We start from the raw sequence: 15,414 nt of genomic DNA, 5'->3' as shown, positions 1-15,414 counted from the left end.
ACTAAGGTAGTGGCGGAGCATCATTGATGGGATAACCTTCCTCATCAAGATCAGTACGGTCATCTTCTGGTGTACGCGCCAGATATTCATCCTCAGGATCTACTTCAACAATCTCACCTTCGTCTACATGCATACCTAAATCATCAAGACCGGCTTCGATCTGATCATCTTTCTTTGCATATTCATCACCTATATATGGATTCGCTTCATCATAATCTGAATTGTCGTCGCCACCATTTGCAGCAGCGGTATCATAAGGTAGCGGATGATCGTAATCCTTATCCTCTCCCTTTACATCCAACTCATAACTACCCTTTTCTTCGTCGTAAGATAGTTCATTGAAATCTTTTGTTTCTCCGAGATCAGAATCGTGCAATTTATCGCCTGATCCTGTTGTATTGCTGATGTCTTTATTCGTACTCATAAATTCTAGTTTACAATTGAATAAACTTATCAAATCATTAATTGTTTTGATTTTATATCTTTGTTATCGATATCAATTAAAATTGAACCCATAATATGTCTGTACAAAAAATTAAAGTAACCCAACCTGTTGTAGAACTGGATGGCGACGAAATGACGCGAATCATCTGGAAATTCATTAAAGACAAGCTGATCCTTCCTTATCTGGACCTGGACATCAAATATTATGATCTTGGTATTGAGTACCGCGATCAGACAGATGATCAGGTAACTATCGATGCCGCTGAAGCCATTAAAAAATATGGTGTAGGTATCAAGTGTGCAACCATCACTCCTGATGAAGAACGTGTTAAAGAATTCAGCCTGAAACAAATGTGGAAGTCTCCCAATGGCACAATCCGTAACATTCTGGATGGTACTGTTTTCCGTGAGCCTATCGTGATGAGCAATGTACCACGTTTGGTTCCAAACTGGACTGCTCCTATCTGTATCGGCCGTCATGCTTTTGGTGATCAATACAGAGCTACTGACCTGGTGACTAAAGGAAAAGGTAAACTTACGCTTACTTTCACACCTGAAGACGGTGGAGAAGTACAGTCATTTGATGTTTATAACTTCAAAGGCGATGGTGTTGCTTTAGCAATGTACAATACTGACGAAAGTATCCGTGGCTTTGCCAATGCTTGTTTTAACCAGGCATTAAGCAAAAAATGGCCTTTATACTTGTCTACAAAAAATACAATTCTTAAAAAATATGATGGTCGTTTCAAAGATATCTTCCAGGAGATTTATGAGAACGACTTCCAGGCTAAATTTGCTGAAGCAGGAATTACTTATGAGCACCGTCTGATTGACGACATGGTTGCATCTGCTTTAAAATGGAATGGTAACTTTGTTTGGGCTTGTAAAAACTATGATGGAGACGTTCAGTCAGACACCGTAGCACAAGGTTTTGGTTCATTGGGTCTGATGACTTCCGTATTGATTACACCAGACGGAAAAACAATGGAAGCTGAAGCTGCTCATGGTACTGTGACTCGTCACTACCGTGATCACCAGGCTGGAAAACCTACGTCGACCAACCCGATCGCTTCAATCTTTGCCTGGACAAGAGGTCTTGAATTCCGTGGAGTTTTAGACAACAACCAGGAGCTGATCAATTTCTGCCACGCTTTAGAGCAAGTTTGTATCGAAACTGTTGAAAGCGGAAAAATGACTAAAGATCTTGCTGTTTGTATCCATGGAAACAAAGTGGAGCATGGTAAAGATTACTTATATACAGAAGAATTCTTAGCCGCAATTGACGAGAACTTGCAGTCAAAATTAGGATAACACTTATTTTTCTTGGTAAAGCGCCGTTTCTGAAATAGAAACGGCGCTTTTTTTTGGTATATACTCAATTTTATACGCCCAATATTTATGCTTTCATCCAGTATTCATCCAGATCCTATCCACTATCTATCCAGTAATCAACCAAAAAACACTGGATAAAACACGGATTATATTCGGATAAGGTCTGGAATGATCTATTTAAGCGATAGCTTTACAAACATCTTGTAGACGCAGTTGTTATCCAGAGATCAAAATAAAGCTTATGAAAAGATTCATTCCCATGCTGGCTATTTTACCACTTGCAATAGCCTGTAATTCGAATAACAAAACTTCAGGTGGCCCCACTGATACTGTAACCACCAAAACAGATCAGGAAGTAGCACTTCCTGCGCCTAATGAAAAGGCTGCAAAAAGCAAATTCAGTAAAGTTATTGGCTGGCCTGATGGCAAAACTCCTACTGCACCCGAAGGATTTACCGTAACAAAATTTGCCGGTAATATCAAAAGCCCTAGAAATATCTATATCGCACCTAATGGTGACATCCTGGCTGTATTGTCTAACTCTGAACGCTCAACAAAAGAGAAAGTAGTGGATGCAGTTAGTGGTAAAGCGAAATCTGAACAAGGCGGCAAAAGTGCCAATACTGTAGTCTTGTTCCGCGATACGAATAACGACGGAAAACCTGATCTACAAACACAGTTTATCTCTGGTTTAAACCAGCCTTATGGCGTTTTAATCATTGGTAATGCTTTTTATGTTGCTAATACAGATGGACTATACAAATATCCATATAAAACGGGCGACACAAAAATAACCGGAACAGGTACAAAGATCTTGGAATTACCAGCAGGCGGTTACAATAACCACTGGACAAGGAATCTGATTGCAAGTCCGGATAATAGCAAAATCTATATTACTGTTGGATCGGGAAGTAATGTTGCAGAAAATGGTATAGAAAACGAAAAACGCAGAGCCAATATCCTGCAGATCAATCCTGATGGAACAGGTGAAGTCATTTATGCAAGTGGACTGCGCAACCCTGTAGGTGTTGCCTGGGCTCCAGGCACCGGCGCGCTGTGGACCGCTGTTAATGAGCGCGACGGATTAGGCGACGACCTGGTTCCGGATTACGTAACCAGCGTTAAGCAAGGTGCCTTCTATGGTTGGCCATATTCTTATTACGGACAGCATGAAGATCCAAGACTGAAAGGGCAAAATCCTGAATTGGTTAAATCTGCCATTGTTCCTGATATTGCTGTTGGCTCACATACAGCGTCACTAGGTCTTGCTTTTTACAAGGACACTAAATTCCCTGCCAAATATCAGGGTGGGATGTTTATCGGTCAGCACGGATCATGGAACAGGTCGTCGTTATCAGGATATAAGGTAGCCTTCATCCCTTTTAAAGCCGGTGTTAAAGCTGGAGCATTGGAAGACTTCCTGACCGGCTTTATCGCAGATCAGGAAAAAGGTGAGGTATACGGTCGGCCAGTAGGCGTTGCCGTTGCTAAGGATGGCTCTTTGCTTGTTGCAGACGACGTAAGTAATACAATTTGGAGAGTTGCGGCAAAATGATCAAACAATTAAAAGTCTCGGCGCTCTGCCTATTATGTTTACATACCGCTGCATTTTCACAAATAAAAAAAGATACCACCACCCGTTTACGGGAGGTGGTTATTAAACCTTATTTCAACGTACTGCCTCAATTGAGGAGTACGGGTGCTGTTGGCGTGCTCGACCAAGATGCAATTCAACAACAAAACAGTAACTCACTGGTGCCAGCGATGAATACCATATCGGGCATCAGAATGGAGGAACGCTCTCCTGGAAGTTACAGGCTTTCGATACGCGGAAGTCTTTTGCGTTCTCCGTTTGGAATCAGGAATGTTAAGATTTATCTGGATGATTTCCCACTTACTGATGCCGGGGGAAACACTTACCTCAATGCATTAGATGTGAGCGCCATTGGGTCAATCCAGGTATTAAAAGGACCTCAAAGCAGCATTTTCGGAGCCAATTCTGGTGGCGTAGTGCTGATAAACCCGAGTACCCTAAACGCTTCCCCCGCAGCGGCATTAAAACTGGAGGCCGGTTCTTTTGGCGCGTTCCATGAAGATGTCAGCCTTGGCAACAAATGGGGTAAATATCAGGCTACATTGACGCAAAGTTACCAGCGTAGTGATGGCTATCGCGATAACAGCGCGATGAAACGTAACTTTGTACAGCTCGTGCAACAGCTTAACTACATTCCACAGGCTAGTTTGAAAGCTTTATTCTTCTACTCGGATCTGGGTTATCAGACACCAGGCGGACTCACTGCTGCACAGATGGAGTTAAATCCCCGTATGTCGAGACCCGCAGCCGGTGCCATCAGAAGCGCCATCCAGCAACAGGCCGGAATTTACAGTAAAACCTTTTACGGTGGTATCTCCAACGACTGGCAATTGGGTAAGGGATTCAGACATGTTCTGGCAGTTTTTGGATCGTATACAGACCTTAAAAATCCATTCATCACCAATTACGAACACAGGAAAGAAACCACTTTTGGCGCCCGTACGTATCTGGATTATGAAAAATCGTTTAACACACTGAGCTATAAATTTGATATCGGGCTGGAAAGTTCCGGCACGTCATCAGATGTGGATAACTATGTGAATAACTTCGGTACGGCAGCTGCGGTTATGGCAGCCGACAAATTAAAATCGTCAAGCAATTTTGCTTTCATCAACATGAATGTCGATTTGAATAAAAAATTGTTGTTAGAACTTTCCGGAAGCGCCAATCTTTATCAATACCACTATGAAAGTATAGCACCAGTAGCAATAGCAGAACGCACTAATAAGTTCGACACGCAATTTATGCCGAGGATAGCGCTATCCTATTTATTGGATCAACGTTTTGCGTTGCGTGGCTCGATCAGTAAAGGATATTCTCCACCAACACAAGCTGAAGTCCGTGCATCAGATGCGATCATCAATGTAAACTTACAACCAGAATCCGGATGGAACAGAGAGATAGGGATTAAGTTTCAGGATCTCAATAACGTAATTGCCGCAGACGTAACAGGATTCTATTACAGCCTCACTAACGCAATTGTACGCAGGGTCAATACCAATGATACGGAGTATTTTATCAATGCCGGTGGCACTAAGCAATTGGGAATAGAAACAGCCTTATCGGCGTGGCTCATCAGGCCAAAGACCAGCGGCATATTTCGTGGTCTTCAGTTGAGAAACGCCATTACCCTAAGCAACTTCAAATTTAAAAACTACCAGGCAGGAGCAGTAAATTATGACGGCAATGCCTTAACCGGTGTTCCGAAAAACACATTTGTTACCAGTGCTTCAGTCGACCTGCCCCAAGGACTGTATGGTTTTGTGCAACACAACTACACCGCTAAAATCCCATTGAATGATGGTAATACGATATACGCCAACCACTACCATCTGGTACAGGCAAGAATCGGCTGGAAAAATATCAGGATAGCAAAAACCAGATTGGAACTTTATGCTGGTGCAGACAATCTGCTAAACGAGAAATATAGTCTTGGTAACGATCTGAATGCGGCTAATAACAGATATTTTAACCCCGCAGCTAGCAGAAGTTTTTATGGAGGCCTGACCTACAGATTTACTAAAATATAGGTCAGGCAAAAAAGTTCCTGTTCCTCCAGGTTCAATTTATGCAGAATAAACATAAAATCTAGCATCTCTAACCGGTTGTCCTTTGATGGTCAACGTTTCTCCCTGATGATCGCGTGTATGCTTAATTACAAAAGGATCGTTTCCTTTTTGCAATTCTGCGAACACAAGGGCAAGCTTTTCAAATTGCGTATCTCCGGCAACTTTCCATTTTTTATCCTGATACATAAAAGAACCGAACACGATTCTTGTATTTCCCTTTAACTTTCCGTCAAGGCGAATCCATGCATGGTTCGCTTCTTTTACAGGCAGTACAGCCTGGGTATAGAATTCTTGGAAATCGTTGTAAATGGGTTTAGGGGTATTTTCAGACATGTTTCTTTTTTTTGGAAATTCAAAAGTAAACCAATTTAAATATATTTACACTATACAATGCAAAGAACCAAATATATACTGACTGTTGTTTTCGGGATCATTCTGATTGTAGCCGGACTTAACCATTTCATTAACCCTACCAGCTACTATCCATTTATTCCGGCCTTTCTGCCTGGTTCCTTAACTAACTACCTTGGCGGAGCAGCAGAACTAATTCTGGGTGTTGGCCTTTTTTTGCCCCGATTTAAATACCGCGCAGCAATCGGTGTATTCTGGCTGATGATTATCTTTCTGCCCCTGCATATTATTGACACGCTACGTACTCATCCTGCCATCGGCAGCAAAACAATAGCTTATATCCGCCTGCCGTTTCAGTTTGTACTAATTGCCTGGGCATGGTGGATCAGTAAAAAAGATAACCTAAACTCTTAATACCATGTTTATGAATAAACTTTCCTGCACAATCGTTGCGTTAGTTGTCTGTTTAACGCTTACTGCAAAGGCGACGACGCCAGTACATGCCAATTCTGACACTTATCAGAAAGCTGAAGCACTATTAAAAAATCAGATTATGGCCGAAGCAGCCTGGGCAATGCAACAAAAACCGGTAACAATTACTGCTGCAAGTTCTGCAAGAAGTGCTGGTGGGTTACATGATTTTTTCTCCGAAGCAGATTATTTCTGGCCGGATCCTAAAAATCCTGATGGACCTTATATCAACAGAGACGGGTTAACCAACCCCGATAACTTTGTAGAACATCGTAAAGCGATGATCAGGTTCAGCAAAATTATTGGCGCACTGGCTTCTGCTTATAAAATTACACACGATGACAAATATGTGAAACAAGCCGTAGTCCATCTACGTGCCTGGTTTATCAACCGCGAGACCTTAATGAACCCCAACCTGGAATATAGTCAGGCTGTTAAAGGGTTATTCACTGGCAGAAATTATGGAATCATAGATACCATTCACCTGATGGAAGTTGCGCAAGGTGTAATTGTGATGGAAAAATCAGCAGCCCTGGATCCTAAAACTACCGAAGGAATAAAGAGCTGGTTCAACGCATATACTACCTGGCTAAACACCAGTCAGAAAGGCCTGCAGGAGAAAAACGTTAAAAATAACCATACTACCTGTTGGACAATGCAGGTCGCTTCGTTCGCCAAATTATGTGGCAATAAAGCAATGCTTGACTCTTGTACAAATCGGTTTAAGCAGGTTCTGCTTCCTAACCAAATGGGGCTTGATGGAAGCTTCCCGCTAGAGCTTTCGCGGACTAAGCCCTATGGTTATTCAATCTTCAACCTCGATGCCATGGTTACCCTATGTCAGATCCTTTCTTCATCCTCACAAAACTTGTGGGCTTATGAAACTGCTGATGGAAAGTCAATTAAAAAGGGAATTGCTTATTTGTACCCATACATCGCTGACAAAAGCACCTGGCCTTTGAAAGCTGATGTGATGTATTGGGACAACTGGCCGGTTGCGCAACCGTTTTTACTTTTTGGCGCCGCAGCTTATCAAAATACAGATTGGTATGCCGCCTGGGCAAAACTTGACCACGACCCCAAGGTTGAGGAGGTAATCAGGAATCTACCGATCAGGCACCCTTTAATCTGGATGTAGCATATTGATGTCAGCTTCCTATGCTTCTATAGGGAGCTGACGCGATTTTGGCCCTGTCTGTTTTAAAGTTGTTTTTGTAAGATCGGGAATCTGCTCAGGCGATCCCGTCAGCTTCTCTGAAACTTCAAGGCTATGTGCCCGCAGATCGGGTATAGGTTTGGTTGTTGTGGCATGTTTTGATCTGGACTTCGATTTCGGAGCAAAAAGGATTCCGAAGGCGGCGCCTACAGCAATACCCACAAGCAGGGCTACGACAGGCATTTTTGGTTCTACTTTGCTAAATTTCATAAGGATAGTTTTCATTGGAACAATCCCCATTCACAAAGTGTTTTTGAAATTAAAATTTGGCTTCAGGATGTGCCTTCCCATTGTGACAGGTAATACAGTTGACTGCCAATACAGCTTTAGTACTGTAGGCACTTGCGTTATGGAAATATTTCTCATTTATTTCCATTGTCATTTTGATCATCAAATGTTGAAATGTTCTGTTACTCATGCTTTTTTAGTGCACGAGATGTTGTTGGCATTTTTCACCTTTTATTGGAACACCTAATTTCTGTGCGATAAATTGCGTAACGATATTTCCTTTTTCTCTGTTCAAAAGTAAAAATCTTAAAATTTCACCTCTTTAACAATTTCATCAAATAAAAAGAAGACTTAGACTGGCCCCTGTTTCGACATTATATACCACGCTGTCCCATCACTCTGAATCATATAAATTGTTTTATTGTCTAATAACGAATATAGATTGCCGGAATAGTCTCTTATACCGGGAGTAACTCCCCAGGCAAACGATGATGTATTTATATTATGTAGTATAATCGTTCTAAGGAGACAGCTATTAGCGCTGGGTAATGTAACAATTCTACTTGCTGCAATTGAAGAGAGCGTGATATATTTATCTACTTGAGTGACAGTAAATGAGGCATCCGGAGCTATTCTTTTAAATGGATTATTGTACTCAACTCCGTTATTGTAATTAATTCCTAATTGAAGATTAGGTACTAAAGAAGAGTTATCCGCAATATTGGCTGATCCATTAATAGTGAAATGCCTCATATTAACCAAAGGCACATCTGTTTTAAACCTATTATTAGAAACAGAAATATTTTTAGCAAAACCTGTAGAGTTAACTACCCTAATATTGAGGCCATTTAAATTTACATTTGTAGAACTGTTAGATGACAAGATAATGTACTCGTTATCATGGCAGCTTAATCTGTTGATCCCAGTTACTGCATCCACTGCTATTAGAGACGCGGTGTTATATTTAGTATTATCTAAAGATATATATATATGATTTCCAATAACTTTTAAATCGGTGATAGATGTAACACTGGCAGTGACCTTAATAAGTTGTAATGCCGTTGTGGAATTAGTACCTCGAATATCTGATATATTATTATTTTCGATTCTTAAATACCCATCTATGGAAGACAACTCAGAAGTAATAGCTTGCGAAGCATCCATATTTAATATGTTATTTCTTGTAAGCGAGATGTTTTTACCGCCTAAAACTCTCATTCCAGCATAAAGAAATCCATCAGCCGTGTTATTTGATACCTCAATATTGCTTCCGCCATATATTTGTATTCCAACGCATCCGGTATTACCAGTTTTGTTTAGCAAAACATTTCCAATAACTTGGATATTATTACACGCAGGAAGATTGGTTGGATTGTCAATCCTGACGCCTTTAATTGCAATTGAAGCAGTAGATATAGAATTTCCCATGGTTCCGTCTTCTATTGTGTTAAAGCCAACAACGCCTTCCACCATTTTTGTGTAAATTGCCTCTACATCATCGTTTCTACTTGATATAAGTGCCTTTATAGCATTGTTCGATATTATAACGTTTCTGCCGGAAGCCGCGATCGCATTAGTAGAATAATAATTGCTTGAGCCAACAGGTGATTGATTAGTCAACTTTTCGATAGTGTTATTTGAAATAATAATTTGCGTAGTTAAATTTTGACCATAATCTGGCTCTGCATTACTCAGATCGCCAATACAAATCCCCTGAACTCTATAACCATTGGAAATATCCCATAAAGTTAGGTCTCTTTGTACATTGTACATTTGATTTCCAGTAGCTATTGCACTTTTTGATATCAGTCCTTGCAAAGCAAATCCAGAGCTATTTTCTATCAAATTGTCCGACAAATTAGCAAATACTACTTCAGAATTTGCTGCCATAGTTCTTTCTTTAACATAAACGCTAAATTCTCTATTATTAAAGAACTTGCACTTTGAAATCGAAAGATGACAAACTTTATCTTCTGAAAAAATAACATTTAAAAATCCTCCGATAGCTATCTTATGGAGGATGCAAATTGAGTTATCAGTTAGTTTTATGAAATTTTGAAACACACGGCTGTCCACTTTAATTTTTGAAAAATCGTTTCCAACACCTATAACATTTACATAGTTAAGTTCAAGTGAAGACGTCCAATTGTTGTGATTTATGATATATAATCCCTCATCAAAAAAGAGAGGCACCTTATATTTGCTATGAGAAATCAAAGCATTCCTTAAGCTTTCGGTATCATCGCTTATTCCATCGCCCTTGACTCCATAATATTTAGCTTTTAAAAACCCATTTTTTAAATCCAATTTCAAGTATCTTCCCGCATTAGATCCGGTCGTTTCTTTTTTTATGTAAACTCCATCTACATCAAAATCTGTTACTCCGAAAACCGTTTTATAACTAAGGGATTCGCCTGTTGCTTCATTTATCACGTTAAAGGTTATATCGCCTACTGTATTCTGAAAATAACTAGTTGCCGAGCTAGAATCGAAACCCGGATAGCCACCATATTGGTTTTTTTCATTTATACCCTGCATTTCTTCGCCATCTAACGCAAGTCGTCCGTTTAATTTCTTTTTTAGACTAGCTGGTTCATTCGCCGAAAAGCTATCACCGATCGGAATATTTAATTCTTCTTCAATTTTTAAATATTGATAAATTACTGGGTCATTGTTACTTTCCATTGCATGTATTAAAAAATGATGACCGTAAATTAATTAGAATATCCCTAGCTTTAGCATAATTTCCAATAGATTTCTCGTCCTATTCATCTTTATTGCAGACAGAGGCGTTTTAATTCAAACGGTGAGCAGTCGAGATGAAACTAGCGTCCCATTTACTACTGTTTTTTAGCTTATCAAAATATGTAAGACATTAGAGAGCAAAGAAGATTACTATAGTAGGAATAAAATTAGCAAAAAATGAGAAAAACCTACAGCAATATCCACAAGCAGGGCTACGACAGGCATTTTTGGTTCTACTTTGCTAAATTTCATAAGGATAGTTTTCATTGGAACAATCCCCATTCACAAAGTGTTTTTGAAATTAAAATTTGGCTTCAGGATGTGCCTTCCCATTGTGACAGGTAATACAGTTGACTGCCAATACAGCTTTAGTACTGTAGGCACTTGCGTTATGGAAATATTTCTCATTTATTTCCATTGTCATTTTGATCATAGCCCTGGTGGTTTCCTTTTCTGGTTTCCCATCCAGCGCATAATCCAGTTTGTTTGGATCATCTTTTTTAGCGGAATGGCAGAAATTACATTTTACGCCTAAGGATGTATTAAAACCCTCCATCATATCATATAAATCATCCGGACTGATATCCTTAGCCAACACTTTAAGATTTGAATCCGAAGGCTGTTTTTGCTGAGGCATAAAGGCACTCATGGCAACGACAGTTAACAGCAAAACAGAAAGGATAGAAATGGTTTTAAAGCGCATCATATAAGGTTATTTATAACTAAGATAAAAAACATGCGGTTTGGTTTAATCTGCATTTTCAGGATTGGTATTTTAACGTCAGTTTGTATATTTAATCCGTGAAAAAAGCCCTAATATCAACTTTTATCTTCTGCCTGGGGTTTTTATCCCCTCAACTGGCAGCATTTGCACAGCGTTCGTATCAAACAATCCCACTTCCCCTGGAGATTGCTTCAGTAAATGAAGAATTTTCCGGACTCAGCAGCCACAAAGGGCGACTGTATTTGATTCCACAATATGGCAGTTACAAAGAAACTAAACTGGAGGGCATTTTTAATATCTATAGCATCCTGACGGATAGTATTACCCGTGTGATCGAAGGAAAGGATAAGCAACTTACCGCGTTTAAAACCATCAAGGTAAAAAATCTCGCTCTACTTCCAGATGAAATTAAATCAGGTTATGAAGGTTTCGAGGCAATTACATTTATCGGCGATGAAGTTTATCTATCGATTGAAACACACGATGACAAAGATTATTGTTACCTGATCAAAGGAATTTTAAACACCAAATTAGGCACAATTGAGATAGACGCCGTCAACTTCATGAGGTTAGCGAGATATCCTTATGTTGAAAATGCTGGCTACGAGGCGCTGACTTATCTACCAGAAAAAAAGAAGCTTTTAGCGATATATGAATACAATGCCATGCACAATGGAGGTATCGGTTATCTGATCGATCCATCGTTTAAAAAAGCACCTGAAAAAATCGACATCCCCTTTTTACCTTTCAGGATAACGGATATCCAGATTGATGCCCAAGGGACCATTTATGGTATTAATTACTTCTGGAATGGCGATTATAAGGCCTACCTCGATAACGAAATGTTCAGGAATGCTGAAAAAGAAATTAGCAAAACTATCCCGGACCTGAAAGCAGAGCTGACTCAAAACGGGGACTATCTAAAGAAAAAAACGACGAGTTATTCCCGGATTGTACGGCTTTCCGCAACTGGGAAAAAACAATGGGAAGCCGTCCGCTCCTTCCCTTCCGACAAAAATAATTGGGAAGGCATGGTGCTTTTTAGAAAAGGAGCTTTAGTAATAAGTGATGCCAACAGAAGTGACAAGCAGGTAACCACGCTTGCCTATTTTGATTTTAAATAGCATTTAAAAAAACATATCTTTATCATAACCAAATATGATTATGAAAAGAATGTCAGCACAGGTGTTCGCATGCCTGATTTTTATAACTGCATTATCCTGTTCCAAAAAGAACGCCGCAGTTACGCCCGTAGACCCTCCAGTTGTTCCACCAGTAGTACCCGTGACCAGTGAAGTTGCACTGTGGATAACAAGAGGTGATCAAAGTGTTAAGTTACAAAAGCAAAATATCGCCCTCAATTTCTCTTCCAGCATGAATACCGATCCCGTGATCGACGTAGATGAAAGTCAGGTTTTTCAGACTATCGACGGCTTTGGATATACGCTGACCGGCGGAAGTGCAACGTTGATCAACACCATGGGTGCAACAGAAAAAGATGCCCTATTAAAAGAACTTTTCTCAAACGATGATAATGCAATCGGTGTAAACTATCTGAGGATAAGTATTGGTGCTTCAGATTTAAGTGCTGATACTTTTACATATAATGACCTGAGCTCGGGAGCTACCGACGTTCCTCAAGACAAGTTCTCCATCAGTAAGGAGATGACGGATCTTGTTCCGATCCTTAAAAAGATCATCGCTATCAATCCTGCAATTAAAATTCTAGGTTCTCCATGGACTGCCCCTTTATGGATGAAGGATAAAAACTCTTTCAAAGGTGGAAGTCTTAAACCAGAATATTATCAGTCTTATGCAACATACTTTGTAAAATATATTCAGGCAATGAAAGCGCAGGGCATCACCATCGATGCCATTACCGTTCAGAACGAGCCACTAAATCCAGACAATACCCCTAGCATGTATATGGATGCTACAGCACAGACCGTATTTATTAAATCGGCATTGGGTCCTGCGTTTAAAACTGCTGGATTAACAACCAAAATTATCACCTACGATCATAATGCTGACAGACCAGAATACCCGCTTACTATTTTAGCGGATCCTGCAGCGCGCGAATTTGTAGATGGGTCAGCATTTCACTTATATGGGGGGAGTATTACAGCATTAACTCCTGTACATGATGCTTATCCAAACAAGAACATTTACTTCACTGAGCAATGGGTTGGCGGACCTGGCAACTTTGCTGAAGATTTGAAATGGCACGTTACTAACCTGATCATTGGTGCTACGCGGAATTGGAGCAGAAATGTGTTGGAGTGGAACCTGGCAGCAGATCCATCCTATGGCCCACATACAGTAGGTGGCTGTACTACCTGCCTGGGTGCTTTAACCATTAACCCTGGCGTAGTAAGAAATGTTGCTTATTATACTGTAGGCCATGCCTCCAAGTTTGTAAAGGCTGGTTCTGTACGTATTGCATCCACAGTTACCAACAACCTGAATAATGTTGCTTTTAAAACTCCCGAAGGCAAAAAGGTATTAATTGTGGTTAATAATAATACGGCAACGCAATTCTTCAATGTCCGGATTGCAGGAAAGTCTATCAATACCAACCTGGCAGCAGGCGCCGTCGGCACCTATATCTGGTAAACAAAAGACCTGGGTTAAGCCCAGGTTTTTTTATGCTTTAGAAGTTTTCGAACCTTTCCCAAAAGCCGTCAACAGGCAACTTCGCGAAAATATTTACAGGTTCTTTTTTAACGGGATGCGTAAACTGAAGTCGGCGTGCATGCAGGCAGATACTGCCCTTTCTGCTACCCCTCGGGTATCCATATTTATTATCACCCACTATTGGACAGCCCAAAGTTGAAAGCTGTACCCTGATTTGATGCGAACGCCCTGTTAAAGGATCAATTTCCATCAGGTAATAGCCACCAAGTTCGCCAATAAGCTTGTAACTTAATTCTGCACGCTGACTGCCGGGAACCTCACTGAGATGTGGTGTAACCACATTTTTCTGCGGGTTTTTCACCAACCAATGCACCAGTGTTCCGGAGGGTTTTGCAGGCCTGTTCCTCACTACTGCCCAATACGTTTTTTTAACTTCCCTATTCTTGAATGCAGCGTTCATACGTTCGAGCGCCTTGCTTGTTTTAGCAAACAGGATGACACCACTAACGGGCCTATCTAGCCGATGTACAACGCCCAGAAAAGCAGTATTTGGTTTGTTATAGGTAGCGACAAGGTAACTCTTTACCATTTCATCCAGGGGCTTGTCGCCAGTCTCATCAACCTGCACAATGTCACCCGCGCGCTTATTGATCGCTATCAGGTGGTTATCTTCATAAAGTATATCCGATGGGGTAACCGCCATTAATATTGTTCCTTTTCGTTAGGGAAGTCATTTGCTTTAACATCTTTGATGTAAGATTGCGCAGCACCCATGATTCCTTCATACAAGTTCAGATATTGTCTTAAGAAACGCGGCTTAAAGCCTTTAGTCAGGCCAATCATATCATTAACAACAAGTACCTGTCCGTCGCAATCTGGTCCGGCGCCAATACCAATAGTAGGGATATGCAGGCTTTCGCTCACCGTTTTAGCAAGCTTTGCAGGGATTTTCTCAAGCACAACGCCAAAACATCCCGCCTGCTGTAATGCCAGCGCATCAGTTTTCAGTTTTTCAGCCTCTGCTTCGTCTTTAGCTCTTACTGTATAAGTACCGAATTTATAAATAGATTGCGGAGTAAGCCCAAGGTGGCCCATTACTGGAATTCCAGCCGTAATAATACGCTCTATAGAATCAACAACTTCTGTTCCGCCTTCAAGTTTAACACCATGGGCACCGGATTCTTTCATAATACGTATTGCAGAGTTCAGGGCCTCTTTTGAGTTTCCCTGATAGCTACCGAAAGGAAGGTCGACAACCACAAATGCGCGACTCGCGCCCCTCACCACACTCTGTGCATGATAGATCATTTGATCCAGTGTAATAGGCAATGTGGTCTCATGCCCTGCCATCACATTTGAAGCAGAATCACCAACCAGTAAAACATCGAGACCGGCATCATCAAGGATAGTCGCCATAGAATAATCATAGGCGGTAAGCATGGCAATTTTCTCGCCGCTTTGTTTCATTTCCTGCAGAATATGGGTCGTGATGCGTTTTACTTCTTTATGCTGAGACATGTTTTATAGTTTTATCGAACAAAATTAGGTTTAATTCCCCATAAAACCTATCTTTGTATCCCGAAAATGAACGGGTTGGATCACAGTA

General features: G+C 40.7%; 15 protein-coding genes. 7 read left to right on the top strand and 8 right to left on the bottom strand.

What is annotated here, in order from left to right:
• Position 1: 1 nt before the first annotated feature.
• Entirely contained in the window at positions 2-424 is a 423-nt protein-coding gene (locus CLV32_RS14360; RefSeq protein WP_133556685.1) for a hypothetical protein, read from the bottom strand.
• A gap of 95 nt (positions 425-519) precedes the next feature.
• On the opposite strand from CLV32_RS14360, the gene CLV32_RS14355 reads away from it, so the two are divergent.
• From CLV32_RS14355 to CLV32_RS14345, 3 genes are all read left to right on the top strand, one after another.
• Positions 520-1,755, top strand: a complete 1,236-nt coding sequence (locus CLV32_RS14355; protein WP_133556683.1) for an NADP-dependent isocitrate dehydrogenase — start codon at positions 520-522, stop codon at positions 1,753-1,755.
• Positions 1,756-2,017: 262 nt separating this feature from the next.
• Complete coding sequence (locus CLV32_RS14350) at positions 2,018-3,331, top strand: PQQ-dependent sugar dehydrogenase (protein WP_243732321.1); 1,314 nt, start codon at positions 2,018-2,020, stop codon at positions 3,329-3,331.
• Positions 3,328-5,400, top strand: coding sequence for a TonB-dependent receptor (locus CLV32_RS14345; RefSeq protein ID WP_133556680.1), 2,073 nt, complete (start codon positions 3,328-3,330; stop codon positions 5,398-5,400). The genes CLV32_RS14350 and CLV32_RS14345 overlap by 4 nt, the downstream gene beginning before the upstream one ends.
• Positions 5,401-5,436: 36 nt before the next feature.
• Here the strand turns inward: CLV32_RS14345 and CLV32_RS14340 are convergent, their stop codons facing one another.
• Complete coding sequence (locus CLV32_RS14340) at positions 5,437-5,772, bottom strand: hypothetical protein (protein ID WP_133556677.1); 336 nt, start codon at positions 5,770-5,772, stop codon at positions 5,437-5,439.
• Positions 5,773-5,829: 57 nt separating this feature from the next.
• Here CLV32_RS14340 and CLV32_RS14335 point away from each other — a divergent pair, with 57 nt between their 5' ends.
• Positions 5,830-6,204: a DoxX family protein gene (locus CLV32_RS14335; protein WP_133556675.1), complete on the top strand. Its 375-nt coding sequence runs from the start codon at positions 5,830-5,832 to the stop codon at positions 6,202-6,204.
• Between the two features lie 10 nt (positions 6,205-6,214).
• Positions 6,215-7,399 (top strand): alginate lyase family protein, encoded by a 1,185-nt coding sequence (locus tag CLV32_RS14330; RefSeq protein WP_133556672.1) that lies wholly within the window; start codon positions 6,215-6,217, stop codon positions 7,397-7,399.
• A gap of 18 nt (positions 7,400-7,417) precedes the next feature.
• Here the strand turns inward: CLV32_RS14330 and CLV32_RS14325 are convergent, their stop codons facing one another.
• The 4 genes from CLV32_RS14325 to CLV32_RS14315 all read right to left on the bottom strand — a co-directional run bounded on the left by CLV32_RS14325 (position 7,418) and on the right by CLV32_RS14315 (position 11,156).
• Positions 7,418-7,687, bottom strand: coding sequence for a YtxH domain-containing protein (locus CLV32_RS14325; RefSeq protein ID WP_133556669.1), 270 nt, complete (start codon positions 7,685-7,687; stop codon positions 7,418-7,420).
• A 49-nt stretch (positions 7,688-7,736) separates the two neighbouring features.
• A complete protein-coding gene (locus tag CLV32_RS23110; protein WP_166641944.1) occupies positions 7,737-7,895 on the bottom strand; it encodes a hypothetical protein in 159 nt (52 codons plus the stop codon).
• Positions 7,896-8,056: 161 nt separating this feature from the next.
• Positions 8,057-10,390: a hypothetical protein gene (locus CLV32_RS14320; protein ID WP_133556667.1), complete on the bottom strand. Its 2,334-nt coding sequence runs from the start codon at positions 10,388-10,390 to the stop codon at positions 8,057-8,059.
• 361 nt (positions 10,391-10,751) lie between these two features.
• Positions 10,752-11,156, bottom strand: coding sequence for a c-type cytochrome (locus CLV32_RS14315; protein WP_243732320.1), 405 nt, complete (start codon positions 11,154-11,156; stop codon positions 10,752-10,754).
• A 95-nt stretch (positions 11,157-11,251) separates the two neighbouring features.
• Between CLV32_RS14315 and CLV32_RS14310 the strand changes: the two genes are divergently transcribed.
• Together CLV32_RS14310 and CLV32_RS14305 are read left to right on the top strand one after the other, a co-directional pair.
• Positions 11,252-12,298: a hypothetical protein gene (locus CLV32_RS14310; RefSeq protein WP_133556665.1), complete on the top strand. Its 1,047-nt coding sequence runs from the start codon at positions 11,252-11,254 to the stop codon at positions 12,296-12,298.
• A gap of 40 nt (positions 12,299-12,338) precedes the next feature.
• On the top strand, positions 12,339-13,787 hold the full coding sequence (locus CLV32_RS14305) for a glycoside hydrolase family 30 protein (protein WP_133556663.1): 1,449 nt from the start codon (positions 12,339-12,341) through the stop codon (positions 13,785-13,787).
• Between the two features lie 37 nt (positions 13,788-13,824).
• Here the strand turns inward: CLV32_RS14305 and CLV32_RS14300 are convergent, their stop codons facing one another.
• Both CLV32_RS14300 and panB read right to left on the bottom strand, forming a co-directional pair.
• On the bottom strand, positions 13,825-14,511 hold the full coding sequence (locus CLV32_RS14300; protein WP_133556661.1) for an RluA family pseudouridine synthase: 687 nt from the start codon (positions 14,509-14,511) through the stop codon (positions 13,825-13,827).
• Positions 14,511-15,326, bottom strand: coding sequence for a 3-methyl-2-oxobutanoate hydroxymethyltransferase (gene panB / locus CLV32_RS14295; RefSeq protein WP_133556659.1), 816 nt, complete (start codon positions 15,324-15,326; stop codon positions 14,511-14,513). The genes CLV32_RS14300 and panB overlap by 1 nt, the downstream gene beginning before the upstream one ends.
• Positions 15,327-15,414: the final 88 nt, after the last annotated feature.

Source organism: Pedobacter duraquae, from assembly GCF_004362245.1.
GTDB lineage: Bacteria > Bacteroidota > Bacteroidia > Sphingobacteriales > Sphingobacteriaceae > Pedobacter > Pedobacter duraquae.
This window is presented reverse-complemented; position numbering and strand designations above follow the sequence as displayed.